13 protein-coding genes and 1 tRNA gene are annotated in these 15,624 nt (G+C 67.3%); 4 read left to right on the plus strand and 10 right to left on the minus strand.

Features of this window, described 5'->3' with window-relative positions; translation table 11 throughout:
- Window positions 1–15: 15 nt before the first annotated feature.
- Entirely contained in the window at window positions 16–1,503 is a 1,488-nt protein-coding gene (gene rng / locus ACZ75I_RS14085) for a ribonuclease G (protein WP_005418079.1), read from the minus strand.
- On the minus strand, window positions 1,496–2,104 hold the full coding sequence (locus tag ACZ75I_RS14090) for a Maf family nucleotide pyrophosphatase (protein WP_065179231.1): 609 nt from the start codon (window positions 2,102–2,104) through the stop codon (window positions 1,496–1,498). Before ACZ75I_RS14090 ends, rng begins: the two co-directional genes overlap by 8 nt.
- A 130-nt stretch (window positions 2,105–2,234) precedes the next feature.
- On the opposite strand from ACZ75I_RS14090, the gene ACZ75I_RS14095 reads away from it, so the two are divergent.
- The 4 genes from ACZ75I_RS14095 (at window position 2,235) to ACZ75I_RS14110 (ending at window position 8,409) form a co-directional block, all read left to right on the plus strand.
- Window positions 2,235–2,972, plus strand: a complete 738-nt coding sequence (locus tag ACZ75I_RS14095) for an SIMPL domain-containing protein (RefSeq protein WP_005418081.1) — start codon at window positions 2,235–2,237, stop codon at window positions 2,970–2,972.
- A 215-nt stretch (window positions 2,973–3,187) separates the two neighbouring features.
- Complete coding sequence (locus tag ACZ75I_RS14100; protein WP_346476856.1) at window positions 3,188–3,838, plus strand: energy transducer TonB; 651 nt, start codon at window positions 3,188–3,190, stop codon at window positions 3,836–3,838.
- 195 nt (window positions 3,839–4,033) lie between these two features.
- Window positions 4,034–6,823, plus strand: a complete 2,790-nt coding sequence (locus tag ACZ75I_RS14105) for a TonB-dependent receptor (RefSeq protein ID WP_061479655.1) — start codon at window positions 4,034–4,036, stop codon at window positions 6,821–6,823.
- A 164-nt stretch (window positions 6,824–6,987) separates the two neighbouring features.
- Entirely contained in the window at window positions 6,988–8,409 is a 1,422-nt protein-coding gene (locus tag ACZ75I_RS14110) for a basic amino acid/polyamine antiporter (protein ID WP_061479656.1), read from the plus strand.
- Window positions 8,410–8,511: 102 nt separating this feature from the next.
- On the opposite strand, the gene ACZ75I_RS14115 is transcribed toward ACZ75I_RS14110, so the two are convergent.
- From ACZ75I_RS14115 to ACZ75I_RS14150, 8 genes are all read right to left on the minus strand, one after another.
- Window positions 8,512–8,588, minus strand: a tRNA-Asn gene (locus tag ACZ75I_RS14115).
- A gap of 22 nt (window positions 8,589–8,610) precedes the next feature.
- Complete coding sequence (gene rlmH / locus ACZ75I_RS14120) at window positions 8,611–9,081, minus strand: 23S rRNA (pseudouridine(1915)-N(3))-methyltransferase RlmH (protein WP_005418108.1); 471 nt, start codon at window positions 9,079–9,081, stop codon at window positions 8,611–8,613.
- Between the two features lie 64 nt (window positions 9,082–9,145).
- A complete protein-coding gene (gene rsfS / locus ACZ75I_RS14125) occupies window positions 9,146–9,556 on the minus strand; it encodes a ribosome silencing factor (protein ID WP_005418109.1) in 411 nt (136 codons plus the stop codon).
- 57 nt (window positions 9,557–9,613) lie between these two features.
- Window positions 9,614–10,282, minus strand: a complete 669-nt coding sequence (nadD, locus tag ACZ75I_RS14130; RefSeq protein WP_185807464.1) for a nicotinate-nucleotide adenylyltransferase — start codon at window positions 10,280–10,282, stop codon at window positions 9,614–9,616.
- Window positions 10,283–11,320, minus strand: coding sequence for a DNA polymerase III subunit delta (holA, locus tag ACZ75I_RS14135; RefSeq protein ID WP_049414424.1), 1,038 nt, complete (start codon window positions 11,318–11,320; stop codon window positions 10,283–10,285).
- A gap of 12 nt (window positions 11,321–11,332) precedes the next feature.
- Window positions 11,333–11,917 carry an LPS-assembly lipoprotein LptE gene (locus tag ACZ75I_RS14140; RefSeq protein WP_061479658.1) on the minus strand — a complete coding sequence of 195 codons (585 nt, stop codon included), beginning with the start codon at window positions 11,915–11,917 and terminating at the stop codon, window positions 11,333–11,335.
- A 137-nt stretch (window positions 11,918–12,054) separates the two neighbouring features.
- Window positions 12,055–14,697, minus strand: coding sequence for a leucine--tRNA ligase (gene leuS / locus ACZ75I_RS14145; RefSeq protein ID WP_180870248.1), 2,643 nt, complete (start codon window positions 14,695–14,697; stop codon window positions 12,055–12,057).
- 105 nt (window positions 14,698–14,802) lie between these two features.
- Window positions 14,803–15,402, minus strand: coding sequence for a DUF998 domain-containing protein (locus tag ACZ75I_RS14150; protein WP_180870246.1), 600 nt, complete (start codon window positions 15,400–15,402; stop codon window positions 14,803–14,805).
- Window positions 15,403–15,624 lie beyond the last annotated feature (222 nt).

Consider the following 15,624-nt stretch of genomic DNA (forward strand, 5'->3'; position numbering starts at 1 on the left):
TGCAGCCGGCGAGGATCAGAGCAGAACAACATCGAATTGCTCCTGCAGGTACTGCTCGTCCGCCTGGAAGCGGATGCTTTTGCCGAGAAATTCCTCCAGCTCAGCCACCGCCGAGGACTCCTCATCGGTGATGCGCGCGACCACCTTGGTCGACGCGATGACCAGCAGCCGCGCGGCATCGAACTGGCGCACGGCGCGGGTGATCTCGCGGAAGATCTCGTAGGTCACCGTCTCGGTGGTCTTGATGCTGCCGCGGCCACTGCACTGCGGGCAGGTTTCCGACAGCTGGCGCTCCAGGCTTTCGACCGTGCGCTTACGGGTCATTTCCACCAGGCCCAGCGGCGAGAAGTCGTACACCGTGGTCTTGGCATGGTCGCGGGCCAGCGCCTTTTCCAGCGTGCGCAGCACCTGGCGGCGATGCTCTGCATCATCCATATCGATGAAGTCGATGATGATGATGCCGCCCAGGTTGCGCAGCCGCAGCTGACGCGCCACTGCCTGCGCCGCTTCCAGGTTGGTGCGGAACACCGTTTCTTCCAGGTTGCGCTGGCCGAGGAACGAACCGGTATTGACGTCGATGGTGGTCATCGCCTCGGTCTGGTCGATCACCAGGTAGCCACCGGACTTGAGCGGCACCTGCTTGTCCAGCGCGCGGCCGATCTCGTCTTCCACGCCGAACATGTCGAAGATCGGGCGATCGCCGGAATACAGCTCCAGCTTTTCGGCCAGCACCGGCATGTACTTGGCGACGAAGGCCTGCAACTGGCCGAACGTCTCCTTCGAGTCCACCTTCACCTTGTCCACGTCCTTGCGGATCAGGTCGCGCACGGACCGCAGCGGCAGGCTCAGGTCTTCATAGATGATGCTGCACGACGGCGCCTCGCGGCCGCGGCGCTCGACCACGTTCCACACGCGCGACAGGTAGGCGATGTCCTCGGCGATGGCCTCGGCCGGCTGCCCTTCGGCGTTGGTCCGCACGATGTAGCCGTAGCCACCGTGCTGCGCCGACAGTTCGGTCACCAGCGCCTTCAGGCGGGCGCGCTCGGTTTCGTCTTCGATGCGCGCCGACACGCCCACCACCTTGGACTGCGGCAGCAGCACCATGTAGCGCGAGGGAATGCTGATCTGCGTGGTCAGGCGCGCGCCCTTGGTGCCGATCGGGTCCTTCACCACCTGCACCACGATGTCCTGGCCGTCACGCAGCAGCTCGACGATCGGCACGCTGGCCGGCGGTGGCAGGGTGGTGTTCTCGGTGTCGGCGCTGGCCACCGGCGCCGGCCGCACCACGTCATTGGCGTGCAGGAACGCCGCGCGCTCCAGGCCGACTTCGACGAAGGCGGCCTGCATGCCGGGCATGACCCGCTGCACCTTGCCCTTGTAGATGTTGCCGACCACACCACGGCGCCAACCGCGCTCGATGTGAAGTTCCTGCAGCATGCCGTTTTCGATCACCGCGACACGGGTCTCGCGCGGGGTCACATTGACCAGGATTTCCTCAGACATCGGCAGCCTCCCTGGCGGCATCGGCAGTGGGGACCGGCACGCCACAGCGCGCCAGCAGACGATCGGTATGCAGCAGCGGCAGCCCCATCACGCCGGAGTAGCTGCCGGAAAGGTGTTCGATCCAGCGTTCGGCCCCACCCTGGATGGCGTAGGCGCCGGCCTTGTCCAGCGGCTCGCCGGTGGCGACATAGGCGGCGATGTCGGCGGCATCGATCGGGGCGAAGGTCACTTCGGAAATGACCAGCTCGCTGTCCAGGCCGCCCGCGCCGACCACCACCACGGCGGTCATCACCTGGTGGGTGCGCCCGGCCAGCCGCGCCAGCATCGCCCGCGCGTCAGCGGCATCGACCGGCTTGCCGAAGACCTCGCCGTCCAGGACCACCTCGGTATCCGAACCAAGCACCCGCGCCTGCGGGTCGTCGGCCAGCACCCGGGCCAGCCCGGCGCGCGCCTTGTCGGCGGCGACCCGGCATACATACTGTTCGGCGCTTTCAGTGGCCGCGCGCTGCTCGACGACCTCCAGGTCAAGGGCCTGGAAGGGGCGTCCGAGTCGGGCCAGCAGCTGGTTGCGTCGGGGGGAGCGGGAAGCAAGATAGAGCATCGGCACAGCATAACCTGAGGCCGCCACCTGAATCGTCGGCAACCCGTTACGGAACGCGTACAACCCCGAACAGGCTCACAGCGCGTTCATCGCTACGACACCACCCTCACCGGCACAACAAGGAGATCCCATGCGCCTGACCGCCACCCCGCTGCTGCTTGCCCTGTCCCTCGCCCTTGGAACCTCGATGACTGCTCATGCCGCTCCGTCGTCGCCGTCGATCGCCGCCGCGGCCGAAGGCACCCTGCTGAACATCTCGGCCAACGCCGAGGCCACCCGCGTGCCGGACGTCGCCACCCTGTCGGCAGGTGTGGTCACCCAGGCTGCCGACGGCAACAGCGCGATGCGCCAGAACGCCCAGCAGATGGACAAGGTGCTGGCCGCGATCAAGGCCGCCGGCATCGCCGAGCGCGACGTGCAGACCAGCGGCGTCAGCCTCAACCCGCAGTACCGCTATGCCGACAATGAGGCACCGAAGATCACCGGCTACCAGGCCAGCAACACGGTCAGCCTGAAGGTCCGCGACATCGCCAAGCTCGGCAAGGTGCTCGACGCGCTGGCCGCGCAGGGGGCCAACCAGATCAACGGTCCGCAGTTTGAGATCGACCAGCCCGAACCGGTCTATGACGAAGCCCGCCTGGCCGCCCTGAAGAAGGCCCAGGCCCGCGCCCAGACCTATGCCAGATCGCTGGGCCTGCAGGTGCGCCGCATCGTCAGCATCTCTGAAAACAGCAACGGCGGTTTCCGCCCGATGCCGATGATGCGCACCATGGCCGCCGGTGCGGCGATGGACAAGGCTACCCCGGTCGCACCGGGTGAATCGACCGTCTCGGTCAACCTGGACGTGGTGTTCGAACTGGGCCGCTGATCGCGCCCGGCACGGCCGACACAGGCGGGTCCCGCAGGGGCCCGCCTTTTTCGTGTATTCCAGCGGCGTTGGCTGAAGGCCAGCCCAACGCGCATGCCCCTGCCTCTAGGCAGTGGCCGCCATGCCGCGCTACTGATGGACTGCCAGCCGCGTGCGGCAACCCCGCCACGGACCCTGGTGCGTTGAGGACTTCGTCACTGGCATGGAGGTGGATCATGGTTCGTACCTATCCCGTTGCATCCCCGCACTTCGACCCCGCCCGCGTAGCCGCCTGGAGTGCAGCGATCGCCCTGCACCTGCTGGCCTTCCTGTTGCTGCTCATCCCTGCGACCTACCAGGCCGTGCAGGCCCCGCGTGAAAAGAGTCCGGTCCGGCTGATCGAGAAGATTCCGCCACCGCCGGCGCCGCCGGTTCCGGTCCCGCCAAAAGAGATCGTCCAGGTGGTACCGAAGCCGCGGACGCAGCCGGTGGTACCGCCACTGCCCGCACCCACCGCGACCGTGGAAGAGACCCAGGGCATCGCATTGCCGGCCGCCGAACCGGCTCCGCCGCAATTGGCGCCCAGCATCGACACCTCCACCCCGCTGGCCGGCGCCCAGCTGCAGTACCGCAGCGCTCCGCCGCCGGCCTATCCGATCCAGTCCCTGCGCAACCACGAACAGGGCACGGTGCTGTTGCGGGTGGAAGTGGACACCCGTGGCCAGCCGGTCGCGGTCAGCGTCGAGCGCAGCAGCGGTTCGCGCAACCTGGACCAGGCCGCCCGCCAGCAGGTGCTCAAGCACTGGCGCTTCGAGCCTGCCCAGCGTGACGGCGTGGCGGTCCCGGCCATCGGCATGGTGCCGGTGCAGTTCTCGCTGCCGGACTGAGCGTCCCACCGGCCCGGCCCCGCGCCGGGCCGGCCCCTGCCACTGCCCGGCAAATGCGGACATGCCCGAGCCAAGCGTTACTGATTAAGCAAAAATTCACGTCTTCGTCACCTGCTGGAAACCTAGATTGGCGCGTCCCGGTATCGATCCGGCGACAGCCCTCAACGCTACGGTTTTCCAGTTAGGAGAGAAGCTGTGAAACACCCGATCCAACGGCCCGCCAGCCGCCGCCGCACCACCCTGGCATCGTCCATCACCCATATCCTTGCTGGCAGCACCCTGCTGCTGGTCGGCGCCGTGGCTTCTTCCTCAGCCTTTGCACAGGAGCAGGCCACCAACCTCGACCGCATCACGGTCACCGGCTCCAACATCCCGCGCACCAACACCGAGACACCGTCGCCGGTGCAGGTGGTGACCCGCCAGGAAATCGACCGCACCGGCAAGACCACGGTCGCCGAGTACCTGCAGACCCTGACCGCCGACGGCGCAGGCTCCATTCCCAAGACCTTCGGCAACGGCTTCGCCGGTGGCGGCGCCGGCATCTCGCTGCGTGGCCTGGGCGCCGGCTCGACGCTGGTGCTGTTGAACGGCCGCCGCATGGCCACCTACGGCCTGGCCGATGACGGCCAGAAGGTCTTCACCGACCTCAGCACCATCCCGCTCGATGCCGTCGAGCGCGTGGAAGTGCTCAAGGACGGCGCCTCGGCGATCTATGGCTCCGACGCCATCGCCGGCGTCGTCAACATCATCCTGCGCAGCGACTTCCAAGGCGCCATCCTGCGCGGTTCCTACGGCATTTCCGGTGACGGCGATGGCGATGCGAAGAAGGCGACCCTTACTGCCGGCACCGGCGACCTGTCCAGCGATGGCTGGAATGCGTTCTTCAGCCTGGACGTCGGCAAGACCGACGCGATCAAGATCAGCGACCGCAAGAACCGCAAGTGGATCGGTACCGGCGATATCCGGCGCTGGGGTTACGACGCTGCAGACGCGCAGTTCCTGGGCGGCGCCTACCTGTCGGGCGGTACCGCCGGCGGCGTGGGTCCCAATGGTTCGGTGTTCGACGCCACCGGCCATCTGGTTGCCCTGCCGGGCTGCGCCGGGCTGACCACGATTCCCGGGCAGAGTGACGCGACCGCACAGGCCCAGGGTTGCCTGTGGGATCCGGCGCAGCAGTACCGCGACCTGAGCCCGGAAGAGAAGTACGTGAACGTGTTCGGCCGCGCCAGCTTCGCGTTTGGTGAAGGCGGCGAGGTCTATACCGAGATCGGTTACTCGAAGAAGGAAACGATCTTCAGCAATACGCCATCCGGCGTATCCGGCGGCTGGGGCTACCCTGGCGGCCCGGTCAACGCCAACAGCGGTGCCGGTGCGACCCAGCTGTATGCAGGTCATCCGGACAACCCGCTGCCCACCGCGGCCCGCCTGCGTTACAGCGCGTGGGACGTGGGCCCGCGCGTGACCGACAATACCAATGAGTTCAACCGCTTCCTGGTGGGTGTCAAGGGCAACTGGGGCGACTGGAGCTACGACACCGCCTACCTGCATTCCGGCACCGACCTGGTCAACAAGCGCACGGGTTTCCTGCGTTATGACGCAGTACGCTGCGTGCTGGGCAATCCGGCCTGCCCCTATGGCACCTGGCGCATCGGCGACAATGCCTCGCAGACGCCGCAGTCGGTCTACGATGCCATCAGCCCGACCATCAGCGCGCGTGCCAAGTCGAGCCTGGACATGTTCGACTTCACCATCTCGCGCAGCCTGATGGATCTCAAGGGCGGTCCGCTGGGCCTGGCCTTCGGTACGGAGTGGCGCAAGACGAGCAACAGCCTGACGCCGCAGACCTTCACCGATATCGGCCAGATCATCGGCCTGGGCTACTCGGCCTACGACGGCACGCAGAATGTGTATGCCGGCTACGCCGAACTGTCCGCACCGGTGCTGGAGCAGTTGGAACTGAGCGCTGCGGTCCGCTACGACAAGTACGAAAGCGGCGAAGGCAAGGCCACGCCGAAGCTGGGCGTGAAGTGGACCCCGGCAGACTGGATCGCACTGCGCGCCAGCTACGCTGAAGGCTTCCGTGCGCCGAACCCGGCCGAGAACGGTGACGGTGGCTTGGCCGCTTTCTCCAACGCCCGCGATCCGGTGCGTTGCGCCATCGACCCGGCCAACGAATGCACCGCGCGCTCGGTGGCGATCATCACGCGGCCGAACAAGGACCTGAAGCCGGAAGAGTCCAAGAGCTACTCGGTGGGCATCGTTCTGCAGCCAACCTCGACCACCTCGCTGACTGTGGATGCGTGGGAAATCAAGCGCACCAACGAAATCGCGCAGGGCAGCACGGCCGACGCCATCGCCGCGGGCAACGTTCTCCGCGATGCCAACAACATCGGCGGAGTCGCCAACAGCGGCACCATCCTGGCCGTCAATACCGCCTACGTGAATGCCAACTCCTCGCGCGTCCGCGGTATCGACACCGACATCCGCCAGACCTTCGACATCGGCCCGGGCCAGCTGGAAATGGACCTGCAGTGGAGCCACGTGCTCAAGTTCGAGCGCACCGAGGGTGATACCACCGTCGACTATGTGGGCACCCACGGCAACTGCGACGTGACCAACTGCATCGGCACGCCGAAGGACCGCATCAACTTCGGCACCACCTGGAAGCAGGGCCCGTGGAGCATCAGCGGCGTGGCCAACTACATCAGCAAGCTGGAGAACAAGGACCGCCGCGGCGGTGACTACCTGGCCTTCTATGAAGACGGCGAGCCGGTAGAGAAGATCTCCTCGTTCACCACCTTCGATCTGTCCGGCCGCTGGAACATCACCGAAGCCTTCGAGCTGAACGCTTCGGTGCAGAACGTGTTCGACCGCATCGCGCCGCTCGACCCGAGCACTTACGGTGCAGTCAATTACAACCCGCTGCACTTCAGTGGTGCGATTGGCCGCTACTTCACTGTCGGCGCCAAGTACACGTTCAAATAATCCCGCTGCTGTGTTTGCTTCGAAGGCCCGGGCTGTTGCCCGGGCCTTCGTCGTTTCCTGGCTGTTCGTTGTCCATGCCGGCTCCCGCACACCCGGCCTTGCAGCCATGTTCACGAGTACATGGCTAGGGTGTGCTCGCGGCATCCGGGCCGCAGGGGATCTCAATGGCCACGACATCGCAACGCCTCGGCCTGCCGGCGTTGACTGCACTGGTAGTCGGCTCGATGGTCGGCGCCGGTATCTTTTCGCTGCCGCAGAACGTCGCGCGCAGTGCCGGTCCGGCCGCCGCGATGATCGGCTGGGCCGTCAGTGGCGCCGGCATGCTGATGCTGGCCTTCGTGTTCCAGGCCCTGGCCAACCGCCGTCCGGACCTGGACACCGGCATCTACGCATATGCACGCGAAGGCTTCGGCAACTACATCGGCTTCTCCGCGGCGTGGGGCTACTGGGTCGCTTCGGTACTGGGCAATGCCAGCTTCTTCGTGCTGATCTTCAGCGGCCTGGGCCATTTCATGCCGGTGTTCGGCGAAGGCAACACGCCAGCCGCCGTGGCCGCTTCGTCCGTACTGTTGTGGACCGTCCACCTGCTGGTGCTGCGAGGCCTGCGCACCGCCGCCATCGTCAACGGCCTGGTGACGGTGGCCAAGCTGCTGCCCATCGCACTGTTCCTGGTGCTGGCCGCCGGCGCGTTCCGCATGGAGGTGTTCCGCGCCGACTTCTTCGGCACACCTGCGCTTGGCGACCTCGGCCAGCAACTGCGCGGCATGATGCTGGTCACCGTGTGGGTGTTCATCGGCATCGAAGGCGCCAGCATCTATTCGCGGCGTGCCGCGCGCCGTGCCGACGTCGGCCGTGCCACGGTGATCGGTTTCCTGGGGGTCTGGCTGCTGCTCGTCCTGGTCAGCCTGCTGTCGATGGGCGTGCTGTCGCAGGCCGAACTGGCCGGGCTGCCCAACCCGTCGATGGCCTATGTGCTGCGCGCCATCGTCGGCGAATGGGGCGCGACGGTGATCATCGCCGGTTCGATCATTTCGGTGCTGGGCGCGTTGCTGGCCTGGGTGCTGCTGTGTGCCGAAGTGCTGTATGCCGCCGCTGGCGACGGCACAATGCCCGCCTTCCTGGGACGCGAGAATGCGCGTGGTGTGCCGGCCAATGCATTGTGGTTGAGCAACGGGCTGATCCAGCTGTTCCTGCTGCTGGTGCTGTTCAATGCGGGCAGCTACACCGGCCTGGTGCTGCTGGCCGCATCGATGAGCCTGGTGCCCTACTTCCTGTCCACCGCGTTCGGCGTGCAACTGGCCTGGCGCGGGCAGTCCTACGCGGGTGAGCCACGCGTGCGCTGGCGCGATTTCGTGGTCGCGCTGCTGGCCAGCGCCTACGCGCTGTGGCTGGTGTATGCCGGCGGCCTGAACAACCTGCTGCTGTCGGTGCTGCTGTACGTGCCCGGCGTTGTTCTGTTTGCGCAGACCCGGCGCCAGCGCGGCGAGCCGGTTTTCACGCGCTGGGAGTGGGGGCTGTTCGGCGCGATCCTGGCAGTAGCGATCGCCACGCTGGTAGCGTTCTGGAAGGGCCGGATCACGCTGTAGCGCCGAGCGCGTGCCCGGCTTGGAGGATGCAGCCGAGCATGGGCTCGCCGCCACAACACGGCAAAAAAAAAACCTGCATCTCGCGATGCAGGTTTTGCAAGGTGGCGCCCGAAGTTGGACTCGAACCAACGACCCCCTGATTAACAGTCAAGTGCTCTAACCGGCTGAGCTATTCGGGCAGACGACTAGTATAACCACTCTTCACGCGCGATGGTAGGGGTGATTGGCAATCATTGCGGCAGCCCGATACAGCTGCTCGGCCACCACCAGACGCACCAGCATGTGCGGCAGCGTCAGCGGTCCGATCGACCACTTTTCGTCGGCCAGCGCGGAGACCTCTGGCGAATGCCCTTCCGGGCCACCGATCAGGAAGGCGAGGTCCCGGCCCTGCCCCCGCCAATGCTCCAGGCGCTGCGCCAGCTGCTCGGAACTCAACTGCCGCCCCGGCACGTCCAGTGCCACCACGTAAGCGTTCTTCGGCAGCGCGGCGATGACCCGCTTGCCTTCATCCTCGGTGGCACGGCGCGGATCGCGCCCCTTGCCGCGCAGGCCGGGTTCGATTTCCACCAGCTCGAACGGCAGCCAATGCGACAGCCGCTTCTGGTATTCGGCGAACCCCTGCGCGACCCAGCTGGGCGCGCGTTCACCGGTGGCGATCAGGCGGGCTTTCATCAACGGTCCTCCAAAACGTCGACGGCGCCATCGGCGCCGTCGAAGGGATGCGTCAACGTGCGGCTCAGGCCACTTCGTCGTCGCTGGACGGCGGCTGGTCGCCGACGGTCCACAGGCGCTCGAGCGCGTAGAACTCACGCACGCGCGGCAGCATCACGTGGACGATCACGTCGCCCAGATCGACCAGCACCCACTCCGCTTCGCGCTCGCCTTCAACACCCAGCGGCATCACGTCGATGTTCTTGGCGAAGCGCACGACTTCATCGGCAATCGACTTGACGTGGCGGGTCGAAGTGCCCGAAACGACGATCATGTAGTCGGCAACGCTGGACCGGCCGCGCACGTCGATCTCGACCAGGTCCTTGGCCTTCAGGTCTTCGGTGGCTTGGCGGACGCTGGCCAGCAGTTCCGGCACGGACGGCGGCGGGCTGGGCAGATCGACCTTGATGGTCTGGGGCTGGGTCTGGTTGCTCAAAATGGATCGACTCGATAAACGTGGGGCGATTATACGGGGATGGCGCGGCCGCGCCATTCACGCCGTGCCCGGGCGGTACAGCCCGTGTGCAGAGACATAGTCGGCTACGGCCGGTGGCAGCAGTGCGCGCCAGGGACCGCCAGCGGCAATCTGCGAGCGCACGGCGCTGGCCGATTCCTCGCGCAGTGGGTGGTGCAGGCGCAGGATGCGCCCGGCCGGGCTGGCGAACAGGGCCTGCTCATTGTCGGCCCAGCGCCCTTGCAGGGCGCGCCCCAGCTCGCCATCGATCGACGCCTGCAACGGACTGCCCGGTCGTTCGGCCACCACGAAGTGGGCCAGATCGAACAGGGCCTCCCATTCGTGCCAGCCGGACAGCCCCAGCAGGCTGTCGGCGCCCACCAGCCAGGCCAGCGGCCGGCTCGGGCCCAGCTCGCCACGCAGCTCGCGCAGGGTGTCGACGGTGTACGACGGGCGACCAGGGCAGCGGGTGGCACGATCCAGTTCGCGACGGTCCAGCAGCAGCCCCGGCTCGTCGCCGATGGCCAGCGACAACATCGTGCAGCGCTGCTCAGCGGTGGCACCGGGCACCGCGCGGTGCGGCGGATCGGCGGCCGGCAGCATGCGCACGGCGACCTGCAGTTCATCACGGGCCGCACGCGCGATCGCCAGGTGCCCGAGGTGCACTGGATCGAAGGTGCCCCCGTAGTAGATCCGCAGGCTCATCACTCAGGCCCGCGCCAGCAGGCGCACGGCACGCGGTTCGGCCACGGCCACCAGCAGGCGTTCCAGCGCCAGCCAGGCGTCGCCGTCAGCGCGCCCCTTGGCAATGCGGTCGACCAGCCCCGCCTCGGCCACGAAGCGCTCCCAGCGCTTGCCTTCCGGGTGCCGCTGCAGCGCGCGCTTGTAAGGCGCCTGCCGCGATTCCCAGATGCCACGCGATTTCATTTCAGCGGCCAGGTTGCCACCACGCGCCTGCACGCGGGCCAGGCCTGCGCCCGCCAGCAGTTCGCGGATCACGATCGGCATCAATGCGGCCACCGCCTCCCCTTCACCGCGCAGGCCGGCCAGCATGCGCAGCACCGCCGGCGGCTGGCCGGAGAACGTCGCCTCCACCAAGCGGAACACGTCGTAGCGGGCAGCGTCAGCCACCAGCGACTCCATCCGTTCCACATCCAACGGCTGGCCGTCGGCCAACAGCGCCAGCTTGTCGATTTCCTGGGCGGCGGCCAGCAGGTTGCCCTCCACCCGCTCGGCCAGGCGCTGCACGGCGGCCGGGTCGGCACGCAGGCCCTTGCCGCGCAGGCGGCGCTCGATCCAGTCCGGCAGTTCGTGTGGCTTGATCGCCCAGGCCACCGACAGCACGCCGATGCGGCTGACCGCCTCGGCCCACTTGCCCTGGTGGGCCTTGCTCCATTCATTGGCGGTGATCATCAACACCACGTCCGGCGCCGGGTTGGCGCAGAACTGGCTGATCACCTCGGCGCCCTCCTTGCCCGGCTTGCCGCTGGGCAGGCGCACCTCGACCAGGCGGCGGGCGCTGAACAGGCTGGGCGCATTGAAGCTGGCGTCAAGCTGGTTCCAGTCGAAATCACGCCCGTCGGCGTCGAACACTTCGCGTTCGCCGATGCCCGAGGCGCGCGCACGCGCGCGGATGGCATCTGCGGCCTCCAGCACGCGCAGTGTTTCCGGGCCTGCGATCAGGTATACCGGCGCCAACGCCGTGTCAGCGCCCTGGCTGGCCAGCTGCTCCGGACGCAGTTCCATCGTCGCTACCGCTCAGTGCTTGACGGCGGCGGCCGGCTCTGCCGGCACCGCGCCCTCGATCGGCTGGGCCTTCGGCGCGGACAGGCTGCCCCCCTTCTCGATCTCGGCGCGGACCACGCTGTCGATACGGCGGATGATCGAGGCGGACATTTCCCGGCGCAGCTCCGTGGCCAGGATTTCGCGTTCGGTGGTGGTGCCGGTGGCGTCGGTCGGCGGCGACACGTAGTCGCGCGACAGCTCGATCACCTGCTGCGGCACCAGTTCGCTGCCATCCTCGCGGCGGAAGATGAAGATCACCGCATAGCGCAGGCTGTACTCCTGCGCACGACCCTGCGAGTCGATGGCGATCGGGAGGTCACCCCAGCGCTCGGACAACACCTGCAGCTGGGTACTGGGTTCCTTGCTGTCCTCATCGGCCAGCCTGGCACCGGAGGCCAGCAGGCTGCGATTGAGCAGCTTGACCAGTTCACTGTACGGGGCGGTGGAGACCACCTTCACCGGGGCGGTGTCGGTCGGCAGCATCAGCTTGTTGCGCAGATGGAAGCCGCAGCCGGCGAGGCCGAGGACAAGAACGAGGGCAAGCAGGATTCGGGTCATGGAGACAGTCTGGCGGAGCCGGGCGATCACGGCAACACACAGCGTGCCCGAAGCCGCGTGAATGCAGGGCCATCAAGCACCCGGCCCTGCTTCTGGAAAGGCACCGGCCACCGCGCGGGTGGCCGGTGCGAGGTACATCAGGCGGCGACGATGTTCACGATCTTGCCCGGGACGATGATGATCTTGCGCACCGTCAGGCCTTCCATGAACCTGGCCGCGTTGGGCTCGGCCAGCGCCAGCGCCTCGACCTGCTCGCGCGCGGCATCGGCCGCTACCTCGATGGTGCCACGCAGCTTGCCGTTGACCTGCACCGCCAGGGTCAGCGCATCGCGTACCAGCGCACTGCTGTCGGCCTGCGGGAACGGCTGGTCTTCCAGCAGCGTCTCGCCATGGCCCAGCACCTGCCAGAGGGCGTGGCTGGCATGCGGCGTGATCGGGTTCAGCAGCAGCACGACGGCCTGCAGCGCTTCCTGGCGCACCGCGCGGCCCTGCTCGCTGTCGTCCTCGAACCTGGCCAGCGCGTTCATCAGCTCCATCACCGCTGCGATGGCGGTGTTGAAGCTGTGGCGGCGGCCGTAGTCGTCACCGACCTTGCCGATGGTTTCGTGGGTCTTGCGGCGCAGCGCCTTCTGGTTGGCATCCAGTGCTGCAACGTCCAGCGCCGGGGCGGCACCGTCGGCAGCATGCTTCTGCACCTGGGCCCACAGGCGGCGCAGGAAGCGCGCCATGCCGTCCACGCCGGCCTCGTTCCACTCCAGCGACTGCTCCGGCGGCGCGGCGAACATCGAGAACAGGCGCACGGTGTCGGCGCCGTACTTGCCGACCATCGCCTGCGGGTCCACGCCGTTGTTCTTCGACTTGGACATCTTCTCGGTGCCACCGACCACCACCGGCTGGCCGTCGGCGATCAGGGTGGCGCCGGTGATGCGGCCGCGCTCGTCACGCTGCACTTCCACATCGGCCGGGTTGATCCAGTCCTTCGAACCGTCCGGATTCGGGCGGTAGTAGGTCTCGGCGATCACCATGCCCTGGCACAGCAGGTTGCGCGCCGGTTCGTTGCTGTCCACCATCCGCGCGTCGCGCAGCAGCTTGTGGTAGAAGCGGAAATACATCAGGTGCAGGATCGCGTGCTCGATGCCACCGATGTACTGATCGACCGGCAGCCAGTAGTTGCCGCGCTTGTCGACGGCGTCACGGGCACCCGGCGAGGTGTAGCGGGCGTAGTACCAGCTCGACTCCATGAAGGTGTCGAAGGTGTCGGTCTCGCGCTCGGCGGCGCCACCGCATTCCGGGCAGGTGGTCTTGCGCCATTCCGGGTCGGTCTTGATCGGCGAACCGGTCCCGGAGAACGCCACGTCCTCCGGCAGTACCACCGGCAGCTGCTCCTCCGGCACCGGCACCGCACCGCACTTGGCGCAGTAGATCACCGGAATCGGGCAGCCCCAGTAGCGCTGGCGGCTCACGCCCCAGTCGCGCAGGCGGTAGTTGACGCGGCGCTGGCCCTGGGCCTTGCGCTCGAAACGTTCGGCCAGCGCTTCGAACGCGCCCTGGAAGTCCAAGCCGTCGAATTCGGCCGAGTTGACCAGTTCGAAGGCACGGCTCTTGTCGCTGTACCAGTCCTGCCAGCGGCTGCCGTCCCAGGTGCGCTCTTCCTCAGTGCGCGGATCCTTCAGCGCGATGACCTGCTTGATCGGCAGCCCGTACTTGTTGGCCACTTCATTGTCGCGCTGGTCATGGCCCGGCACCGCCATCACCGCGCCGGTGCCGTAGCCCATCAGCACGAAGTTGGCGACCCACACCGGGACCGGCTCGCCGGTGACCGGGTGCAGCGCGCGCAGGCCGGTGTCCATGCCGCGCTTTTCCTGGGTCTCCAGCTCGGCCTCGGACACACCGCCCTGCTTCAGGTCGGCCAGCAGCGCGGCCAGTTCCGGGTTGTTCTTCGCCGCGTGCAGCGCCAGCGGGTGTTCGGCGGCGATCGACACGAAGGTCACGCCCATCACCGTGTCCGGGCGGGTGGTGAACACGCGCAGCGGGTCCAGCGCGCTGCCGTCGACATCGCGCACGTCGAACTGGATTTCCAGGCCTTCGGAACGGCCGATCCAGTTGCGCTGCATGGTCTTGACCGATTCCGGCCAGCCGTCCAGCTCGTCCAGGCCATCCAGCAGCTCCTGAGCGTAGTCGGTGATGCGCAGGAACCACTGCGGGATCTCACGCTTCTCCACCAGCGCACCGGAGCGCCAGCCGCGGCCGTCGATGACCTGCTCGTTGGCCAGCACGGTCTGGTCGACCGGGTCCCAGTTCACCACCGCGTTGCGGCGATAGGCCAGGCCCTTGCGCATCAGGCGGGTGAACATGCGCTGCTCGTGGACGTAATAGTCCGGACGGCAGGTGGCGAACTCGCGCGACCAGTCGATGGCATAGCCCAGCGATTTCAGCTGGCTGCGCATGTGGTCAATGTTCTTGTAGGTCCACGCCGCCGGCGCGGTCTTGTTCTTGATCGCGGCGTTTTCCGCCGGCAGGCCGAACGCGTCCCAGCCCATCGGCTGCAGCACGTTGTGGCCGGTCATGCGCTTGTAGCGGCTGATCACGTCGCCAATCGTGTAATTGCGCACGTGGCCCATGTGCAGCGCACCGGACGGGTACGGAAGCATCGACAGGCAGTAGTACTTCGGCTTGTCCGAGGTCTCGTCGACCTCGAAGGCACGGGTGGCGTCCCAGTACTGCTGGGCGGCGGATTCAACCTGCTGCGGGTCGTAGGCGTTGGTTTCAGCGCTGGTCATGGAACACGCGGATGCGGCGGCAAAGCGGTACAGCGTACCGCAGTGCGGCAAACGTCTCCAATCCTGCCTGCTGGGGGGGGGCGCCGCGATGCCCCGGGAGCCGTCTCAGCGTTGGCGCGACAGCGGCAGTGCGGTGGCCAGCCAGGCCACCCAGCAGGCGAACGCCAGCCGTTGTGCCAGCGGCGCCGGCAGGACGCCCTGCAGGGCAAACGCGGCCACCGCAGCCAGCATGCCGCAGCCCAGGGCCAAGGCGCCCAAGGCGCGGCCATGCGCCTGACGCAGCTGTGTCGTGCCCAGCAACAGGGTTCCGGCGACGAAGCCCAGCACCCAGATCATCCAGGCACTGGCATGCAGCTGGCTGGCCGGCCCATGCAGATCGTCCACGTCCAGCGGCAGCAAGCCCATCGCGGCAAAGCCCAGGCCAGCCAGCAGCAGCATCTGGCTGCCGACCCTCGGTGCCCAGCCGGCAGTGGCGGGCAGGCTGCGGCGCAGGCGCTCAGCCACCACAGCGGCGAGCACGCCGGGCAGCACAAAGCCAAGCAGATTGAAGGCCAGCGCATGCGGTACACCCCGCGCACCCAGCAGCGCCACCGGGTGGCGGGCCTGTGCGTAGCCCTCCAGGCCGGCACCGAAGCCAGACACAGCCAGGACGAACACGACTGCAGCAAGCAGTCCCAACCAACGATCAAGCCGGACCATGGACATTGCGCGCAGTCACCCGGAAAAGAATGGATCAGCGCATTGTCGCGGCAGCGACGCGGTGCGCCAAGCGCGCGACCGAGGCCGGGTGCTTCCGGCGCACCGCGACCACCAGGCCGGTCAGCTCCGGAAAGCGGGTGATCCACGAGCTGCACTGCGTGCCACGCCCCCGAGGCCGTCGCGCGCGATGTGATGGCAGGGTTGAGACGGACATCGATCGTCACCATA

It is taken from the genome of Stenotrophomonas sp. X (genome assembly GCF_055721025.1).